General features: G+C 57.8%; 10 protein-coding genes, 1 other RNA gene and 1 pseudogene. 2 read left to right on the forward strand and 10 right to left on the reverse strand.

The features are described 5' to 3' along the window. Positions 1 to 15: 15 nt before the first annotated feature. From CWC48_RS14975 to CWC48_RS14990, 4 genes are read right to left on the reverse strand one after another with little or no spacing between them, the layout of a single operon-like run. Positions 16 to 846 (reverse strand): phytanoyl-CoA dioxygenase family protein, encoded by an 831-nt coding sequence (locus tag CWC48_RS14975; RefSeq protein WP_100492133.1) that lies wholly within the window; start codon positions 844 to 846, stop codon positions 16 to 18. A gap of 40 nt (positions 847 to 886) precedes the next feature. Continuing rightward, a complete protein-coding gene (locus tag CWC48_RS14980; RefSeq protein ID WP_078050243.1) occupies positions 887 to 2,266 on the reverse strand; it encodes an MFS transporter in 1,380 nt (459 codons plus the stop codon). A 10-nt stretch (positions 2,267 to 2,276) separates the two neighbouring features. After that, entirely contained in the window at positions 2,277 to 3,434 is a 1,158-nt protein-coding gene (locus tag CWC48_RS14985; protein ID WP_100492134.1) for a hypothetical protein, read from the reverse strand. 21 nt (positions 3,435 to 3,455) lie between these two features. Further along, entirely contained in the window at positions 3,456 to 4,442 is a 987-nt protein-coding gene (locus CWC48_RS14990) for an aldo/keto reductase (protein WP_100492135.1), read from the reverse strand. A 314-nt stretch (positions 4,443 to 4,756) separates the two neighbouring features. Here CWC48_RS14990 and CWC48_RS14995 point away from each other — a divergent pair, with 314 nt between their 5' ends. Continuing rightward, on the forward strand, positions 4,757 to 5,059 hold the full coding sequence (locus tag CWC48_RS14995) for a hypothetical protein (protein ID WP_177409492.1): 303 nt from the start codon (positions 4,757 to 4,759) through the stop codon (positions 5,057 to 5,059). A gap of 138 nt (positions 5,060 to 5,197) precedes the next feature. Continuing rightward, entirely contained in the window at positions 5,198 to 5,770 is a 573-nt protein-coding gene (locus CWC48_RS15000) for a TetR/AcrR family transcriptional regulator (protein WP_078050233.1), read from the forward strand. A 433-nt stretch (positions 5,771 to 6,203) separates the two neighbouring features. Here CWC48_RS15000 and CWC48_RS15005 read toward each other — a convergent pair whose 3' ends face one another. From CWC48_RS15005 to CWC48_RS15030, 6 genes and pseudogenes are all read right to left on the reverse strand, one after another. Continuing rightward, positions 6,204 to 6,857, reverse strand: a complete 654-nt coding sequence (locus CWC48_RS15005) for an RraA family protein (protein WP_100492136.1) — start codon at positions 6,855 to 6,857, stop codon at positions 6,204 to 6,206. 27 nt (positions 6,858 to 6,884) lie between these two features. Then, a complete protein-coding gene (locus CWC48_RS15010; RefSeq protein WP_100492137.1) occupies positions 6,885 to 7,940 on the reverse strand; it encodes a D-isomer specific 2-hydroxyacid dehydrogenase family protein in 1,056 nt (351 codons plus the stop codon). A 64-nt stretch (positions 7,941 to 8,004) separates the two neighbouring features. Continuing rightward, positions 8,005 to 10,569 carry a phosphoenolpyruvate carboxylase gene (locus CWC48_RS15015; RefSeq protein ID WP_256581660.1) on the reverse strand — a complete coding sequence of 855 codons (2,565 nt, stop codon included), beginning with the start codon at positions 10,567 to 10,569 and terminating at the stop codon, positions 8,005 to 8,007. A gap of 898 nt (positions 10,570 to 11,467) precedes the next feature. After that, positions 11,468 to 12,722 (reverse strand): annotated as a pseudogene (locus tag CWC48_RS15020) (integrase domain-containing protein). Between the two features lie 187 nt (positions 12,723 to 12,909). Then, positions 12,910 to 13,306, reverse strand: a transfer-messenger RNA (tmRNA) gene (gene ssrA, locus CWC48_RS15025). Between the two features lie 105 nt (positions 13,307 to 13,411). Next, positions 13,412 to 13,690: a hypothetical protein gene (locus CWC48_RS15030; RefSeq protein WP_010206635.1), complete on the reverse strand. Its 279-nt coding sequence runs from the start codon at positions 13,688 to 13,690 to the stop codon at positions 13,412 to 13,414. Positions 13,691 to 13,700: the final 10 nt, after the last annotated feature.

The raw sequence follows: 13,700 nt of genomic DNA on the forward strand, positions 1-13,700 counted from the left end.
CGGAGTACACGGCTGTCAGCGGGTCGGGATAACGGGAAACTTGGGGTGCTCCATGGGCATGTCGAGCGTCAGCCCAAGCGGGTCGGTGCGGTGGTTCGAGGCGCCGGTGTAGCGCGCCGACACCGGCAGCCACAGGGTGGAATACACCCAGCGCGGCACATTGGAGCTATTGGCAGGCGCCGCATGGATCACGTTCATGTCGTGCACAGTGGCATCGCCGGCCTTGAGTGCAATGGGCGGCGACATCTCGAACTCGTCCAGCACCCAAGGGTGCTCGTCGAGCAAGGTCACGTTGTCGCGGCGGTTGAAGTAACGCCCCAGCATGCCCGCCCGATGGCTGCGGCTGAGAAACTGCATGGTGCCCATTTCCGGCGTCAGGTCGACCAAGGCGATCCAGATATTCAACGCGCCCTGCCGATCCAGCGGGTGGTGAGGAAAGTCCTGGTGCCAAGGGGTGTCGCCACCGGCCTCGGACTCGGGGTTCTTGGCGAACACGTGGTCGGAATAGAACCGCACGTCCTCGCCCACCAGTTGCGACGCAATGCTGGCCAGCTGAGGCGAATGGCTGAGCGCCTTGATCTGCGGGCAGGTGCTGGAGACTTCATCCCAGCGCGCATACCAGCGGTAGGCATTCTCGATCTGCTTGCCTGGGTCGTTGCGATCGACCGTGCGCGCCACCTCGCCCATGCGGGTCTTGGCCTCCTGGAGCAACATCTGCACCGTCTCGGCGTTGATCACATTTTCCAGTTTCATCCACCCATTGGCCCGAAAATCCAGGATTTGCTGGGCATCCAGTTGGCGCGGCGCGTAGCCGGAATTTGCCTCGGTCTTCATGACTGCTTGCATGTTCAATCTCCATTGCTTCCAGGGTTTATTGAGCACTGCTTCAGGCGGCCGATTGCGCGGCCAGGGGTTGCTTGCGCAACAACACGAGCGTCAACGCCCAGCCCGCGGCCAACAGCAGCGAGGACAGGGCGATAACTTGGGCGAACCCGTGGCCGAACTGGGCTGCATCGGTCACGTTGATCAACAGGCTGAAGATGGCCACTCCGATCAGGCCACCCACTTGGCGCGAGGCATTGACGATGGCCGAGGCCACGCCGGATTTATCGCTGCTGACGTGGTTGACGGCGGTGGCGGTCAGGGTGGGCACCGTGAGTGAGATACCGAAGCCGATCACAAACATTTGCACGGCGATGTTGGCGTAAGGCGCGCCACCCACGAAGGGTGTCAGTGCCACCACGCCGAGCAACGCGATGGCCAGGCCCAGTGCTAGCAAGCGCCGCTCACCCAACTTGGGCAGCCAGCGCGCAGCCAGCTGATTGCCGAAGAACAGCACCCCGGTCATGGGAATAAAGGCCAGCCCGGTATTGATCACCGAGTAGTGATTGACCTGCTGTAAAAAGATGCTGAACACGAAAATCAGCCCGTAGAACACGAAGTTCACGATCACGCCCAGGATCGAGGCCAGGCTGAACGCCGCGTTGTTGAACACCGTAAGCGGCACCATCGGCCGGGCCGTGCGCGACTCGACCCACAAAAAACCGAGCAAGCCGCCGACAAAGCACACGGCATGCACCGCAACGCGCAGGTCGACACCGTTCTGGCGGCCCAACTCGATCACCGCGTAGGTCAAGTTGGCCAAGGTAAACAACGCCAGCAACTGCCCCCACAAATCGAAACCGCCTTTGTGGTTGGCCGGGATACGTGGCGCATTGATCAGGCACAGCACGATGCCGATCAGGCCAATGGGCAAGTTGATGAAAAAGATGCTGCGCCAGCCGAACACACCAATCAGCAAGCCGCCCACCACCGGGCCGGCGGCCAGCGCAATGCCGGCAACGCCCGCCCACAAGGCAATGGCCTTGCTGCGTTCGGCGGGCACCTCAAAGGTAATTCGCACCAGCGCCAGGGAAGTGGGCACCAACAGTGCCGCGCCGATGCCTTGCAGCGCGCGAAAGCCGATCAGCGCGGGCAAGGTGTCCGCCAGGCCGCAGCCGAGCGAGGCCAAGGTAAAGACCGCATACCCCCACAGGAAGATTTTCTTGTGGCCAAACCGGTCACCCAACGCGCCACCGGTCAGCAAAAACGAGGCAAACAACAGCGTGTAGGCGTTGACGATCCATTGCAGTTGCAGCACGTCGGTGGCGAACTCGGCCTTGAAGCTTTCAAGGGCCACGTTGACCACGCTCACATCGAGCAGCACCACCACAAAGCCAAGGCAGGTGGCGAACAGGGTCAACTTCTTATTACTGGAAGTATCCATTATCAATTCCTCAGGAGGTGTGGAGCGCAGCCGGCAGCGACTCCAGGGTCGCCTCGATCTGCGCCTTGAACGCCAGTGCCGTACCGCGCTCGACTTTCAGCGAACTGAACGCCAGCGCCGCATGCCAGTTGCCATTGAACCTGCCCAGGTGCAGGACGAAGTCGTAGTTGCCGCCGGAGCGGTTAACCAGGGTTGAGAAGCCGAGCACAGCCGGCGCGGGGTGAGTCAAGAAGCGGTCCAGCGGCCCGGTATTGGTAAAAGCCAGTGCGGGTCGCGGGCTGTCGTTGGCCGCACTGGCTGGGGGGGCGCCCAGTTGCGCGCGGCCCTCGGCGACCGCCTGCGCATAGCGCTCAATACAGCCGATCACGCCTGGGTTTTGCCGTGCAAAGGCGGTTCTGCGCACATCGATCAGGCAGGCCTTGGTCAACGGATGGCCATGGCTGGCGGGCTCACGCAGTGAATACGCGGTAAACAAGTCGAACGCCGGCACATCCGCGAAGCTCAGATAGCTGTGCGCCAGCACCCCACCCCAAATGGCATTGGTGGTGAAGCCAGACCCCGCGCGCAGTTGATCCAGGCGTTCTGTGGCCTGGTGGCTGACCTGCAGCCGGACAAAATCGGCGTAGCTGGCTTTACCCGTCTCAAGGGGTGACCCGTGCCAATGCTTCAGGCGGATATGGAACGCCTGCGACACCCGGCTATCGAGGCTCGCGGGCATCGCACCGAGGTAACCGGCCAGGCTGTTGACCAGCCTGGCGGTGCTGTAGCCGTCGGAGATCGCATGGTTACGCGTCAGCAGAATGTGGGTCTGGTTGATCTCGGCATCGGCAACCACTAACGCGCGCCAGCCCTCTTGATCCCCCAGCAAGCGGTTCAATTCAAGCTTGAGCAGTACGTCGGTACGCCGCGACGGTGGCGTCGTGCTGGTCGACGACTGCACGTGATTGTCGACCGGCACAAACCCGTACTGGCCGTCACCGACTGGCACAATCTTCTGGTGCAGGAACGGGTACTCCGCCACCAATTGCGCGAACGCTTTGCGGGCCTGCACAGGGCCCACACACCCAGGCACCGTCAGCAACGAGGTCACCTGCGTGTTGCCGTTATGTTGCAAAAAGTTCTGGTGAAAGCGCTGTTCCGTTTCGTCGAGCAAGCGGTGCGGTTGCATGGCTGGCCTCCCTGGCAGTGCCTATCGGTCGATGAACTGCATCATTCGCTGCTCGTAGCGCTCACCGGCAACCGCCCACTGCCCCAGCAAGGCCTCGATCGCCTGAAGCTGCTCATCGCTGAGTACGCAGTCGTCGGCGGCGACGTTTTCTTCCAGGTAGGCCACTCGTTTGGTGCCGGGGATCACCGCCAGGTGCGGGCTGCGCGTCAGCAGCCAGGCAAGCGCCAGTTGCGCGGGTGTCATCGACCAGGAGGCGGCCAGCGCCAGAATCGACTCGGTCAGAAAGGTATTGGCCGCGAAGTTCTCTTCGCGAAAGCGCGGGTCCTGCTGGCGGAAGTCATTGGCGTCGTAGTGCGTGGCGCTGACGGCCTTGCCGGTCAAAAAACCTCGGCCCAAGGGGCAGAACGCGACGTAGCCGATCCCCAGGTTGTGCAGCAGCGGCAAGATCTCTTGCTCGACATTGCGCTCCCACAACGAGTACTCGCCCTGGACTACAGATATCGGGTGGGTTTTATGGGCGCGTTCGATCGTGCTTGTCCCCACCTCACACAAACCCAGGTATTTGACCTTGCCCTGATCAACCAGGCGCCCCATCGCGCCTACCACCTCTTCGATGGGAATGGTGGGGTCGAGCCGGTGCTGATACAGCACATCGATGTGGTCCGTGCCCAGCCGTTTGAGGGAGGCCTCGACGACCTTTTGCAGATTGCTCTGCGAGCTGTCGACGCCAACGATCTGGCCGTCGACGATGCGAAAACCAAACTTGGTGGCGATCACCACCTCTTCACGCCGACCGGCAAACGCGCGCTGCAACAGCCGCTCGTTGGTAAACGGCCCATACGCCTCGGCCGAATCGAAGAAGTCCACGCCCAGCTCCAGCGCACGGTGCAGGGTACGCACCGATTCGTTGTCATCCGTCGCGCCATACCACTGGCTCATGCCCATGCAGCCAAGGCCGATGCGGCCGACACGCAGCCCTTGAGTACCCAATGTGATCTTGGAAACCATGGAATCGCCCTCCTTGTGATACTGATCGTTCTACATAATTTTCAAAAAATCGGTTCTCCGTCAACACAAAACTTCAATAAATAAAATTTAATTTTCGCCTCAGCACCGAAAGAACGATCCAGAAAAATCCCTAAAAGCCTTTGAATAACAGATGCTTGATCAAGAAAAACGGCACTTTATTAATCTCGTCATACAATCCAAATGATTGGATCCAATAACTAGAAATATATTGACACATAAATTTCGGTGGACTAAACACTCACAACAGATACATACCAGTCTCTCTTTACTTTCACGTGATCGAGGACGAACGCATGGGCAAGATGGACTCTTGGATCGGCCATTGGGAACGCAGGGTGCCGACCTTCAAAGCTGAATGCGCCCAAGCGCAAGCGAACTATTTGGAAAGGCTCGACAAACCCCTCAGGACACAGGAACACGTGCTTGAGGACATCATTTCGGTGTGCCAGAAATCGCTGTTCTGGAAGGAAAACGGCTTTCACGTCAGCCACTGTAACGGCCGCATCACCCGCACCAACATCCCGGTCATGACCTACGAAGGGTTCCGCGAAATCCTGGTGCGTGAAGGCCAGCAAAAAGGCGGGATACGGCCGTAGACGGCGGGGATACCGTGAGCTTTACCTGAGTTTTTGCGACATATGGGCGAAACACCGAATGGAGACTGAGATAGACTGATCTATATCGTAATGTTACGGTTTTCGCCCATCCCAACTACTTGAACCTGGAGTTCCGAGTTGTCCGTATCGAAGAAGCAGCATGTCGTCGACACTGCTACCAGCCTGTTTTCCCAGCACGGTTTCCACCCCGTAGGTGTTGACTGGATCATCGAAGCGTCGGGCGTCGCCAGAATGACGATGTACCGTAACTTCAACGGTAAGGAAGACTTGGTCAAAACCGTGTTGACGCAACGCTCGGCGCATCTGATCGAGCAATTGAAAGCGCGCATGGATGAAAAGCCCAGCCTGGAAGAAAAGATCATTTCGATCTTCGATTGGCGCGGGCAGTGGTTCTGCTCCACCAGCTTCGCCGGCTGCCTGTTCGGCCGCGCAGTGGCCGAATTTCCGGAGCACTCCGACATCCGCGAGATCGCTCTCGACTACAAGCACAAACTGCATGCGCTGGTAGAACACGAGATAGCCCGCCACCACACCCCCGATACAGCGAAGACCCTCGCGACCTACATCATGATGTTGCTCGACGGGGCCACGGTGAATGCCCAGGCCTTCAGCAAAAGCCACTTTGCCGGCGATGCCTGCGATGCGGCGTTGATGTTGCTTCGATTTAACATGGGCAAGCAGATTCGCTGAGCGTTTTAGCGGTGTGCAGCGATGTCTGATAGCTCCATTTCTCTCGCCTACCTTTGTCACACCCTGGATGATCGAGGCGTTCATTTGGGCGCAGGGAGCGCCAGATGTCCTCGGCATAGGCCTTGGTAGCGGAGTCTTTTTTCAGCTCAAACCAAGCAGTTTCGACCGCTATCCAGTCCGCTACAGGATACTACTCGGCTTTCCTCTAGTTCATTCGCATCGCCATCCGTAACTTTGCAAACCGGCGTTGCCTGAGGGGAGCGATACTGACTTTTCCAACTCCTGTTACAGACGTTCTGCGGCCGTGATGTGCTTGAAGCTGTTTGCTTTGCAGAAGATTGTCGCCATTAACCGATGTCTCGCAAAGTGCCGGCGTATAGCTGATAGATATCGGGTAGCAATCAGACACACTCGCCATCAGTCAACGCTATCGTCAGCTACGTGGGGTTTGTAGTGCGTGGTAACCATAGTCGGCCCGCGCCTGGCGCAAAGGCACTCCCGCCTCGATAGCCGCACGGATATGCTCTTCGGCCTGGTGGACTTCTTCGGCTACCGCCAGCACTTCGATCAGTGAACCGGCTGGAATCACTACGAGGCCATCACCGTCGCCGCGCAACCAATCATCGGGCTGTACCCGCACGCCCCCCAGCGTCACGGGCGCCTGGATCGCTTCGACACGCACACGATCCTTGCCGGTGCGCATCCAGTTACCTCGGGAAAAGATCGGGTAGTTGAGCTCCAGCGCACGGTCGACATCGCGGCAGATACCGTCAATCACCGTTCCGGCCAACTGATTACGGGCGGCGGTAGAGGTCAGCAAGTCGCCCCACACTGTGGTGTCGAGCCGCGCTTGGTTGTCGATCACCACCACTTGGCCCGCCTCAAGGTCGTCGATGTAATCCCCCACCGAGCCGCCGTCCAGGCCAATAGGACCGTAGCGCAGGGTCCAGGCTTTGCCTGTGAGATTGAACGTGCGATCCAGGGGCATGATGTCGGTGCACTGGCAAACGATTTTCAGGCGGTCCATCGCGTCGCTGAGGTCGGTGCAACTCAGGGCGTTGATACGGGTAAAAATAGAGGTTTGCATGATATGGCCTTCCTTGTGTCCGGTCGGTTAACGCACGATGGCGGCGTTACTGAATGCATGGATCTTGTCGACGATCTGGCGCGATGCCGACCTGATTGCCGTGGTGGTATTGCCGGCAATATGCGGCGTCAATTGCGCGCGGGGAATGCCGGTCAGTGGAGAGTCGAACCGGTCCTTTTCCAGGGCAAAGGTATCGATGGCGACCGCCTTGATATGCTTGGGAAACTGGCGCATGAAGGCTGCCAGTTGCTGTTCGTCAACGATCCCGCCGCGTGCGGTATTGATCAGGATTGAACCTTGGCGCATCTGCCGGAACTCGGCAGTGCCGAACAAGCCTCGGGTCAGCGTGGTTAGCGGGACGTGGATCGAAACGATGTGCGCCTCGGCCAGTAACTGCGCCAGGTTTGCTCGTCGTTCAAGCTCAAGGCTGCGCGCCACCGGTTCGGTGAAACGCTCCGACCCGGTGGCGATCACCTTGATGCCCAACACCGTAGCCTTGCGTGCTACCTGCCGGGCAATGCTGCCGGTGCCCACCAGCCCAAGCGTGAGTTCGGCGTATTCGGAGGTAGGTGCCAAGGCGCCTTTTGCCCAATGGCCGTTGTGGGTTTCGGCGTTGTAGTAATCCAAATCGCGAGACAGAAACAGCGCCTGGGCCACGACGTATTCGGCAACAGCGGCCGCGTTGGAACCCGGCGTGTTGAGTATCGCCACGCCACACTGCTCGCACTCTAGTCGATCAATATGGTTAACCCCGGTGCCTGCCTGGGCAATGGCGCGCAGAGGTGTAGACAGCGCGGGTGAGGTGGCTGCGCGAATCAGGCTAGCGCCGAAGGGGATATTCAGGCGTGTCTTGAATACGCTATAACCCCCGGCCTGATTCACGGCAGCAATAAAGTCAGGCTCGTCGTGGCAGTTAATCTCGGCATACTGAATGCGCGTGGTGTAATGCTGCCGGATGCGGTCCTTTTCCGCGAAATAGTGCAGATTGAGGGTAACGGCCAGGCCCAGGTTAAGGAAGCGATCGACTTCTTCAAACAGCAACGGTGGCCCGGGGGCGTCGAGTATCAGGGTAGTAAACGCCATACAGTTGATCCTCTTGGAGGGTAGCGCCTGCCGATACCCAGGTTGCCCTGGGTATCGGGACTGATCACCAAGTGAAATGTTGGGCGCTGGTGGGATCGACCAGACCTGCATCGGTACTGGCGGCCGCGAGGAACCCGCTGTAGAAATCATTCAGCGACGAAGACTGGATGAACTCGGGATTACTTTTGGCGTAGATAAGAAACAACCGATAGATTCTCAGGTTCTTTTCCTTGCGGTAGACCTCTGCCTTGAGGCTAGGCCACGGGTTGAGCAAGCTGCTTTCCTTGATTTTCCATGGATCCACCCACTCGGTGCCGGTAATGGCTCTGTACACGAAGCGCTTACCTTCAATCACTTCCAGGTGCAGGCTGGCCAGCAGCTGTTCGGCCGTTCCGACTGCTTCGGTCTTCAAGGCTTCAGCCAGCGCCAGGATGTTGGTCTTCTCCGGGATGCTGCCGGTCAAGGTCAGCCAGGCGCATTTCAGGTCGGTTCGCGCGATGGCATAGGCCATACCTTTGACGTAGGTATGAAAACTCTCATCCTCGTTAAACGCAGTCGACAATTGCGCTGCCGGCTCTCGCGAAAACTGCCCGACGCCGATCAGTTCGCTGTGTAACCCACCGGCCAACAGCGCACGGGTCCAGGGAATCGCACGAATGGCATCTGGCCGGGACTCGAAAACCTTGATGTTGAAGATGCGAGAAGGCGGCCTGGTGCCCTTGGCGGTGGCCCTGACCACATCGAATCGCGCCAAGTCCCGCAGCAGGGAAGGCAGGGCTGGATGCTCGAAGAATGTCGCCTGGTAGCGGCGCACCACCTCAGCCCAGCGTTGAATCCTGCCCGTAACGACGTCCTCGGACGGTTGCGGCTGGGGCTCGGCGTGCATGCGGTACAACTGGCTGAGGAAGTTGACGGACTGGTTGCGGGTCAGCAGATGAGCGCGCATCTCCGCGCACCCGGCCAGCATGAAGCGGGTTTCCGGACCCTCCAGCGCACCGAACTCCTGCAAGGTCTCGGCGATCACTCCGTTACACCGTGCGTGTTCCCCGCCCATGATTACGTGGACAACCACCTCGACACCGTAGCGGGCCGCGATCCGCTTGTGCTGGTTGGCAATCGCCATGTTCAGTTTGTGCATGGCCTTGCCGCCTTGTTTGCCGGTGTCGCTTGGGCCAAACGTGATGTATTGGCGGTTGCCTCGCGTTGCCAGGTGCTGGCGGTACAACGGGTTTTCGTACACCTCATGCACCGTGGCCAGCGTGCGCTCGGCACCTGCCAGGTCTTCGGGTTGCAGGGCGATGTCGATACCGTCCCGCACCTGGGCCGCCTTCATCAGGAACAACACCTCCAGCGCGCTGAGGGCCGAGGTGTATTCGGCGATCCCGTGGATTTTCATGCGGTCGCGATACCGATCGATCATTTCAAACCGCTCGAGCGCATTGCGCGCATCGTGCATGCGGATGTAGCTCGGGTCCTGCTCCATCAGCGCGATGTAATCCTGGCCGGCGTATTGCTGGGCTTTCTTGGTGTAAATCGACGCGGTGCGTTGCAGATAGCCTTGCCACAGGGCAGCGGGAGCCTGGGACTCGTGGCCTTCCAGCGCGACCTCAAGCGCGGCCTGGCGCGCACGCTCATCCAGCTCATGATAGTGCCGGCCCTGGCCCAGGCCGATGGTTTCCAGCCACTGGCTGGAAAGAATCTCATCGACCACGCTGCTGAACATCTCAGCGTTTTCACGAAACTCGATATCCAGGTAGTGAAAGCCAAACGCATGCACCCGCAGCAGCAAGCGGTCAATGGCGGCCGGCTGGGTAAAACGGATGCTGCCCAGTGCTTCGATCAGCTCGGCGGGCTGCTCGAAATGCTCGGGATGATCCTTGCCCAGGCGTGCGCGAATCTCTTCCAGGCGATGCCGTGCGCCGCCGTCCTTGATCAGGCTGTCTATATCAGCGATATAGCGATTGCGCACCGCGGTTTCCAGCGCCACGACCAGGGTTTCGGTGTGCTGGTTGGTGTCATAGGGGCGGCCATCTTTGTCGCCGTATAACCAGGTAAACAAGGTCAGCCATTTTTCCTGCGGCGCCAGGCCCAGGGCGTGATGCACGTCGGGTAACGCGTCATACACACTGTCGGCGTAAAAAATCTGCGACTCGATATCGGTGCCATTACTGCCCGACCACACGGCGTTGTACAACTCCAGCAGGAGCTGCGCAGTGGCCTGGGGCTTTTTCATGCCACGGTCTTCGACGTGCTGCGCCAGTTTCTGCAAGACCAGTACGACGGAATGCTTGAGCTGGTCGGTCTCTTTGCACAGCAGCCCCAGGCTGATATTTACCCCCGATGGGGCTGCAATCAACTGCGAGTCGAGCGTGAGCAACTGACGGGGCAGGTTGGCTTGCGAAGCGATCTGGGTGGCCACACTCCTAACCGACAATTCGAACAGCAGTTGCTTGATCAGCAACAGTTTCCAGAAAGCCTCGACGTCTTTGCTGGAGCGGGATTCGAAGAACGCCTTGCCCAGAGCCGCCGCCAGTTTCGAATCAGCCTTGTCCAGATACGACAACGTATCGATTTCGGCGTAGATCCTCAGGCAGGCGCGAGTGTGCGGGGTTTGCGAAGCATCATCCATGTTTGCCTTGAGTGCGTGCTCCAATGCTCGCCATAGAACGTCATGCAGTAAAGCGGGGTTGGTATGGCCGATTGAGGGGCGAGTTGACGTGTTTTCCAGTATGGAGTTGATCACATGATTCATGGGTTCAAGCCTCGATAATTGTACAAATCCCTTGTTTGCATTGCGCCAAACAGACACAAGCAAAATCATCAATGTCCCAGGCTTAACCCACTGCGTCACAACGAACGGAACTCACCTGTTCGCCGACAGAAAGCCCTTGTCGGTACCGAAAAGCGGCAATAAATTCGAAACAACTCGTTACATCTGTTAGCAATAAAGCACGCCCCCGTTTTCTCGACAAAAGACCTTTTTGGAATAAATGGCATCGAAAAAATGATAGGGAGCTATTCAATATAATTGGATGAAGCTCTAATTTCGAACGCCGATATTTTCTTAAGCTTCTGTTTTTTCGAGGAGAAAAAAGCTGAAAGAAAAAATAGCCAAAAAAGCGTTGGTGGAACGGGGAGGTATTTTCTAGATGAATATGAAAAAAGTTTCACGATGCTAACAGCTGCTCCCCGCTCCCATACGAGAGCCTTATATGATCCAAATAAAACTATCGGAGGTTAAATACGCCAGTTGGCGCTGGAAAGCTCGTCTCGGCGGCTCCCTTGATGGTGATCGATAAGCTATTTCAGCGGTGGGTGATCACGTGCGAAGATCGCAAGTCGTTGTTGACTGATAGATCATTCAAGCGTGAGTCCCTGAGTGTGGGAATGCAGAGCTTTCCCACACTCAGGGACTTTGACTTAGGAGCGCAGGCGTGCGGGAGGTTTTGCGATAGTCGTGAAGCCTGTCCCCATACTGCACCACACGGTTACACGGTTTCTCGCCGGTGCCACCAGCTCTAGGATGCTCAGCGTATCGGTACGACGTTGAAGTCTCTGGTGTAATTGATCGCGGTTGCCGAAAGGCTGCCGGTGGCCGCCTTCTGGATATGTTCACTCCACCAAGCCATCATCGGACGCCGGCGTTCGATGTAATCCGCCCGGTTGTAGGCGCCTCGAACCTCGTCCTTATCGAAATGCGCCAGCGCGACTTCGATCAGTTCCGGGTCCCACCCATGCTCGTTCAGGATTGTGCTGGCCATGGAGCGCATGCCGTGGCTGACCAAGCGGTCCTGGAAGCCCATCCGTTTCAACGCCATGTTGGCTGTTTGGCTATTCGCGTGGGTGTGCGGGTTTCTATCTGACGGGAACACATACCCTGTGGCCGCTATGGGGCTTAAGCGTCTCCAATAACGAGAGTGCATGTTCGGTCAGCGGGATTGTGTGCGGACGACGCTTTTTCATTCGCTCTGGAGGGATGGTCCAGATGCGTTTTTCGAAGTCGATGTCTGCCCATCGGGTAGTCGCCGCTTCGGCAGGGCGGGTCATAGTGTGTAGCTGCCATTCGATCAGGCAGCGGGTCGTCCGCTTGATGCTGGCGTTCGCGATTTCCATCATGAGCTCCGGAAGCTCATCTGGTGGTAGCGCTGCCATGTTCTCTTTCTTGGGTTTCTTGAACACCGCTCGAATGCCGCTGAGAGGGTTGGCAAAGATCATTCCGGAATTGACCCCGTAGGTCATGATCTCGTTAAGGCGCTGGCTCACTCGCTTAACTGTCTCGAGGCTGCCTTTGGCCTCAATCGGACGAAGGAGCTTGATGACTATTGGGGCGCTGACTTCGGAGAGAGGCGTTGATTTCATGCTCGGAAAAACATGCAGTGTGAGGGAGCGCCAAATGTCTTCGGCATACGCCGGCGTGACGGAATCCTTCTTCAGCTCGAACCAGGCGGTGGCCACGTTCTCGAAGGTGTGTTCCGTTTCCGCTCGTTTGGCTTCCTGTAGCTCATTGCGCTGAGCTTTTGGGTCGATGTCCTGTGCAAGCAGCTCTCTGGCCTCAACGGTTTTCTTCCTCGCTTGCGCAAGAGAAACCTCGGGATAAGAGCCGAGTGCCATGTTGATTCGATTTTTGGTGACGGGATGCCGGTAGTTGAAATTCCACTGCATCGAGCGATTGACCCTGACTCGCAGTTGGAGCCCGTCACCATCCGTGAGGACGTGATCCTTGTCTTTCGGTTTGACCGCCTTGAGCTGGCGGTCGGAGAGGCGGGGGGGGTGAGCGCACATGAGAAGTACTCCATGACACTCTTTGGTATTCCCAAGATTAGCGCCGGGTAGCCGGGAATACCATTGGGAATGCCAAAATGCCTGGAACTCTAGAAACCTCGAAAGCCCGCAATAGCCCTGAAACCCCCGTATTTACTGGATTTCAGGCACAAAAAAAGACGTCCGTGGACGTCTTTAGTTGATCAAATGGTGGAGCCGGGGGGATTTGAACCCCCGTCCGCCAGTACTCCGCTGTCGGTACTACATGCGTAGCCGTTTCTATTAAGTTAACCCTCAGCGACCCGAAGGGCAGGGTGCTTTGGGCGAGTTGTGTAAGTTTTAGCCGCTTCGTCCACAACGTACTGCACGGCGATTCTGTTCTATATGACAATCACTTTGGGTTTACAGACATCCCCTGGTGATTGCTGGACCCGAAGGTACCAGAAGCTCAGGGCTAAGGCTGCTTACGCAGCGAGAGCGAATTCCTGGCCGTAGTTATCGTCATTGGCAACTATAAGAAGTTGCAACAGTGGATTTACGAGTTCTGTTACCAACTCGGCATGCACCTAAAGTTTCGCGACCGGCGTCGAATCCTAAACGGCCCCGTGCTTGTAACTCGTTGTTTCTTAGTGAGTGACAAGCCTGTGCAGTGTACGCCAAACGGTCACGGAAGGCCAACCCGAAGGTGGGGTCTTCCGTGACTGAGCAGCTTATTGGCCGCCTTTTTCGCTATTCTGCAGGTCCTGCAGCGCCTTCGAGGTGATCTCGATGCACTTTTTGTCATCGCCCGCGGCATGGGCCGCTTTGGCCTGGGAGACGGCAGTGTCGATTTCGCCGCTTTTACCGCTGGTGTCAGTGGCGAGCAGCGCTTTACCGTTGTTGATTTTATCCAGATTGATCTTGCACAGATCGGGTTCGCCCGCAGCGAACACGGGGGAAGCCAGCATCGCAGCGGTAATGAACAAGCCAGCAAGAGCGGAACGCTTCATAGGGTATCTC

Source organism: Pseudomonas sp. S10E 269 (genome assembly GCF_002798465.1).
GTDB classification, from domain to species: domain Bacteria; phylum Pseudomonadota; class Gammaproteobacteria; order Pseudomonadales; family Pseudomonadaceae; genus Aquipseudomonas; species Aquipseudomonas pergaminensis.

Excerpts from the sequence above, each read along its gene's own strand:
- CWC48_RS14975 (WP_100492133.1), bottom strand. The coding sequence starts at position 846 with ATGCAAGCAGTCATGAAGACCGAGGCAAATTCCGGCTACGCGCCGCGC.
- CWC48_RS14980 (WP_078050243.1), bottom strand. The coding sequence starts at position 2,266 with ATGGATACTTCCAGTAATAAGAAGTTGACCCTGTTCGCCACCTGCCTT.
- CWC48_RS14985 (WP_100492134.1), bottom strand. The coding sequence starts at position 3,434 with ATGCAACCGCACCGCTTGCTCGACGAAACGGAACAGCGCTTTCACCAG.
- CWC48_RS14990 (WP_100492135.1), bottom strand. The coding sequence starts at position 4,442 with ATGGTTTCCAAGATCACATTGGGTACTCAAGGGCTGCGTGTCGGCCGC.
- CWC48_RS14995 (WP_177409492.1), top strand. The coding sequence starts at position 4,757 with ATGGGCAAGATGGACTCTTGGATCGGCCATTGGGAACGCAGGGTGCCG.
- CWC48_RS15005 (WP_100492136.1), bottom strand. The coding sequence starts at position 6,857 with ATGCAAACCTCTATTTTTACCCGTATCAACGCCCTGAGTTGCACCGAC.
- CWC48_RS15010 (WP_100492137.1), bottom strand. The coding sequence starts at position 7,940 with ATGGCGTTTACTACCCTGATACTCGACGCCCCCGGGCCACCGTTGCTG.
- CWC48_RS15015 (WP_256581660.1), bottom strand. The coding sequence starts at position 10,569 with ATGGATGATGCTTCGCAAACCCCGCACACTCGCGCCTGCCTGAGGATC.
- CWC48_RS15030 (WP_010206635.1), bottom strand. The coding sequence starts at position 13,690 with ATGAAGCGTTCCGCTCTTGCTGGCTTGTTCATTACCGCTGCGATGCTG.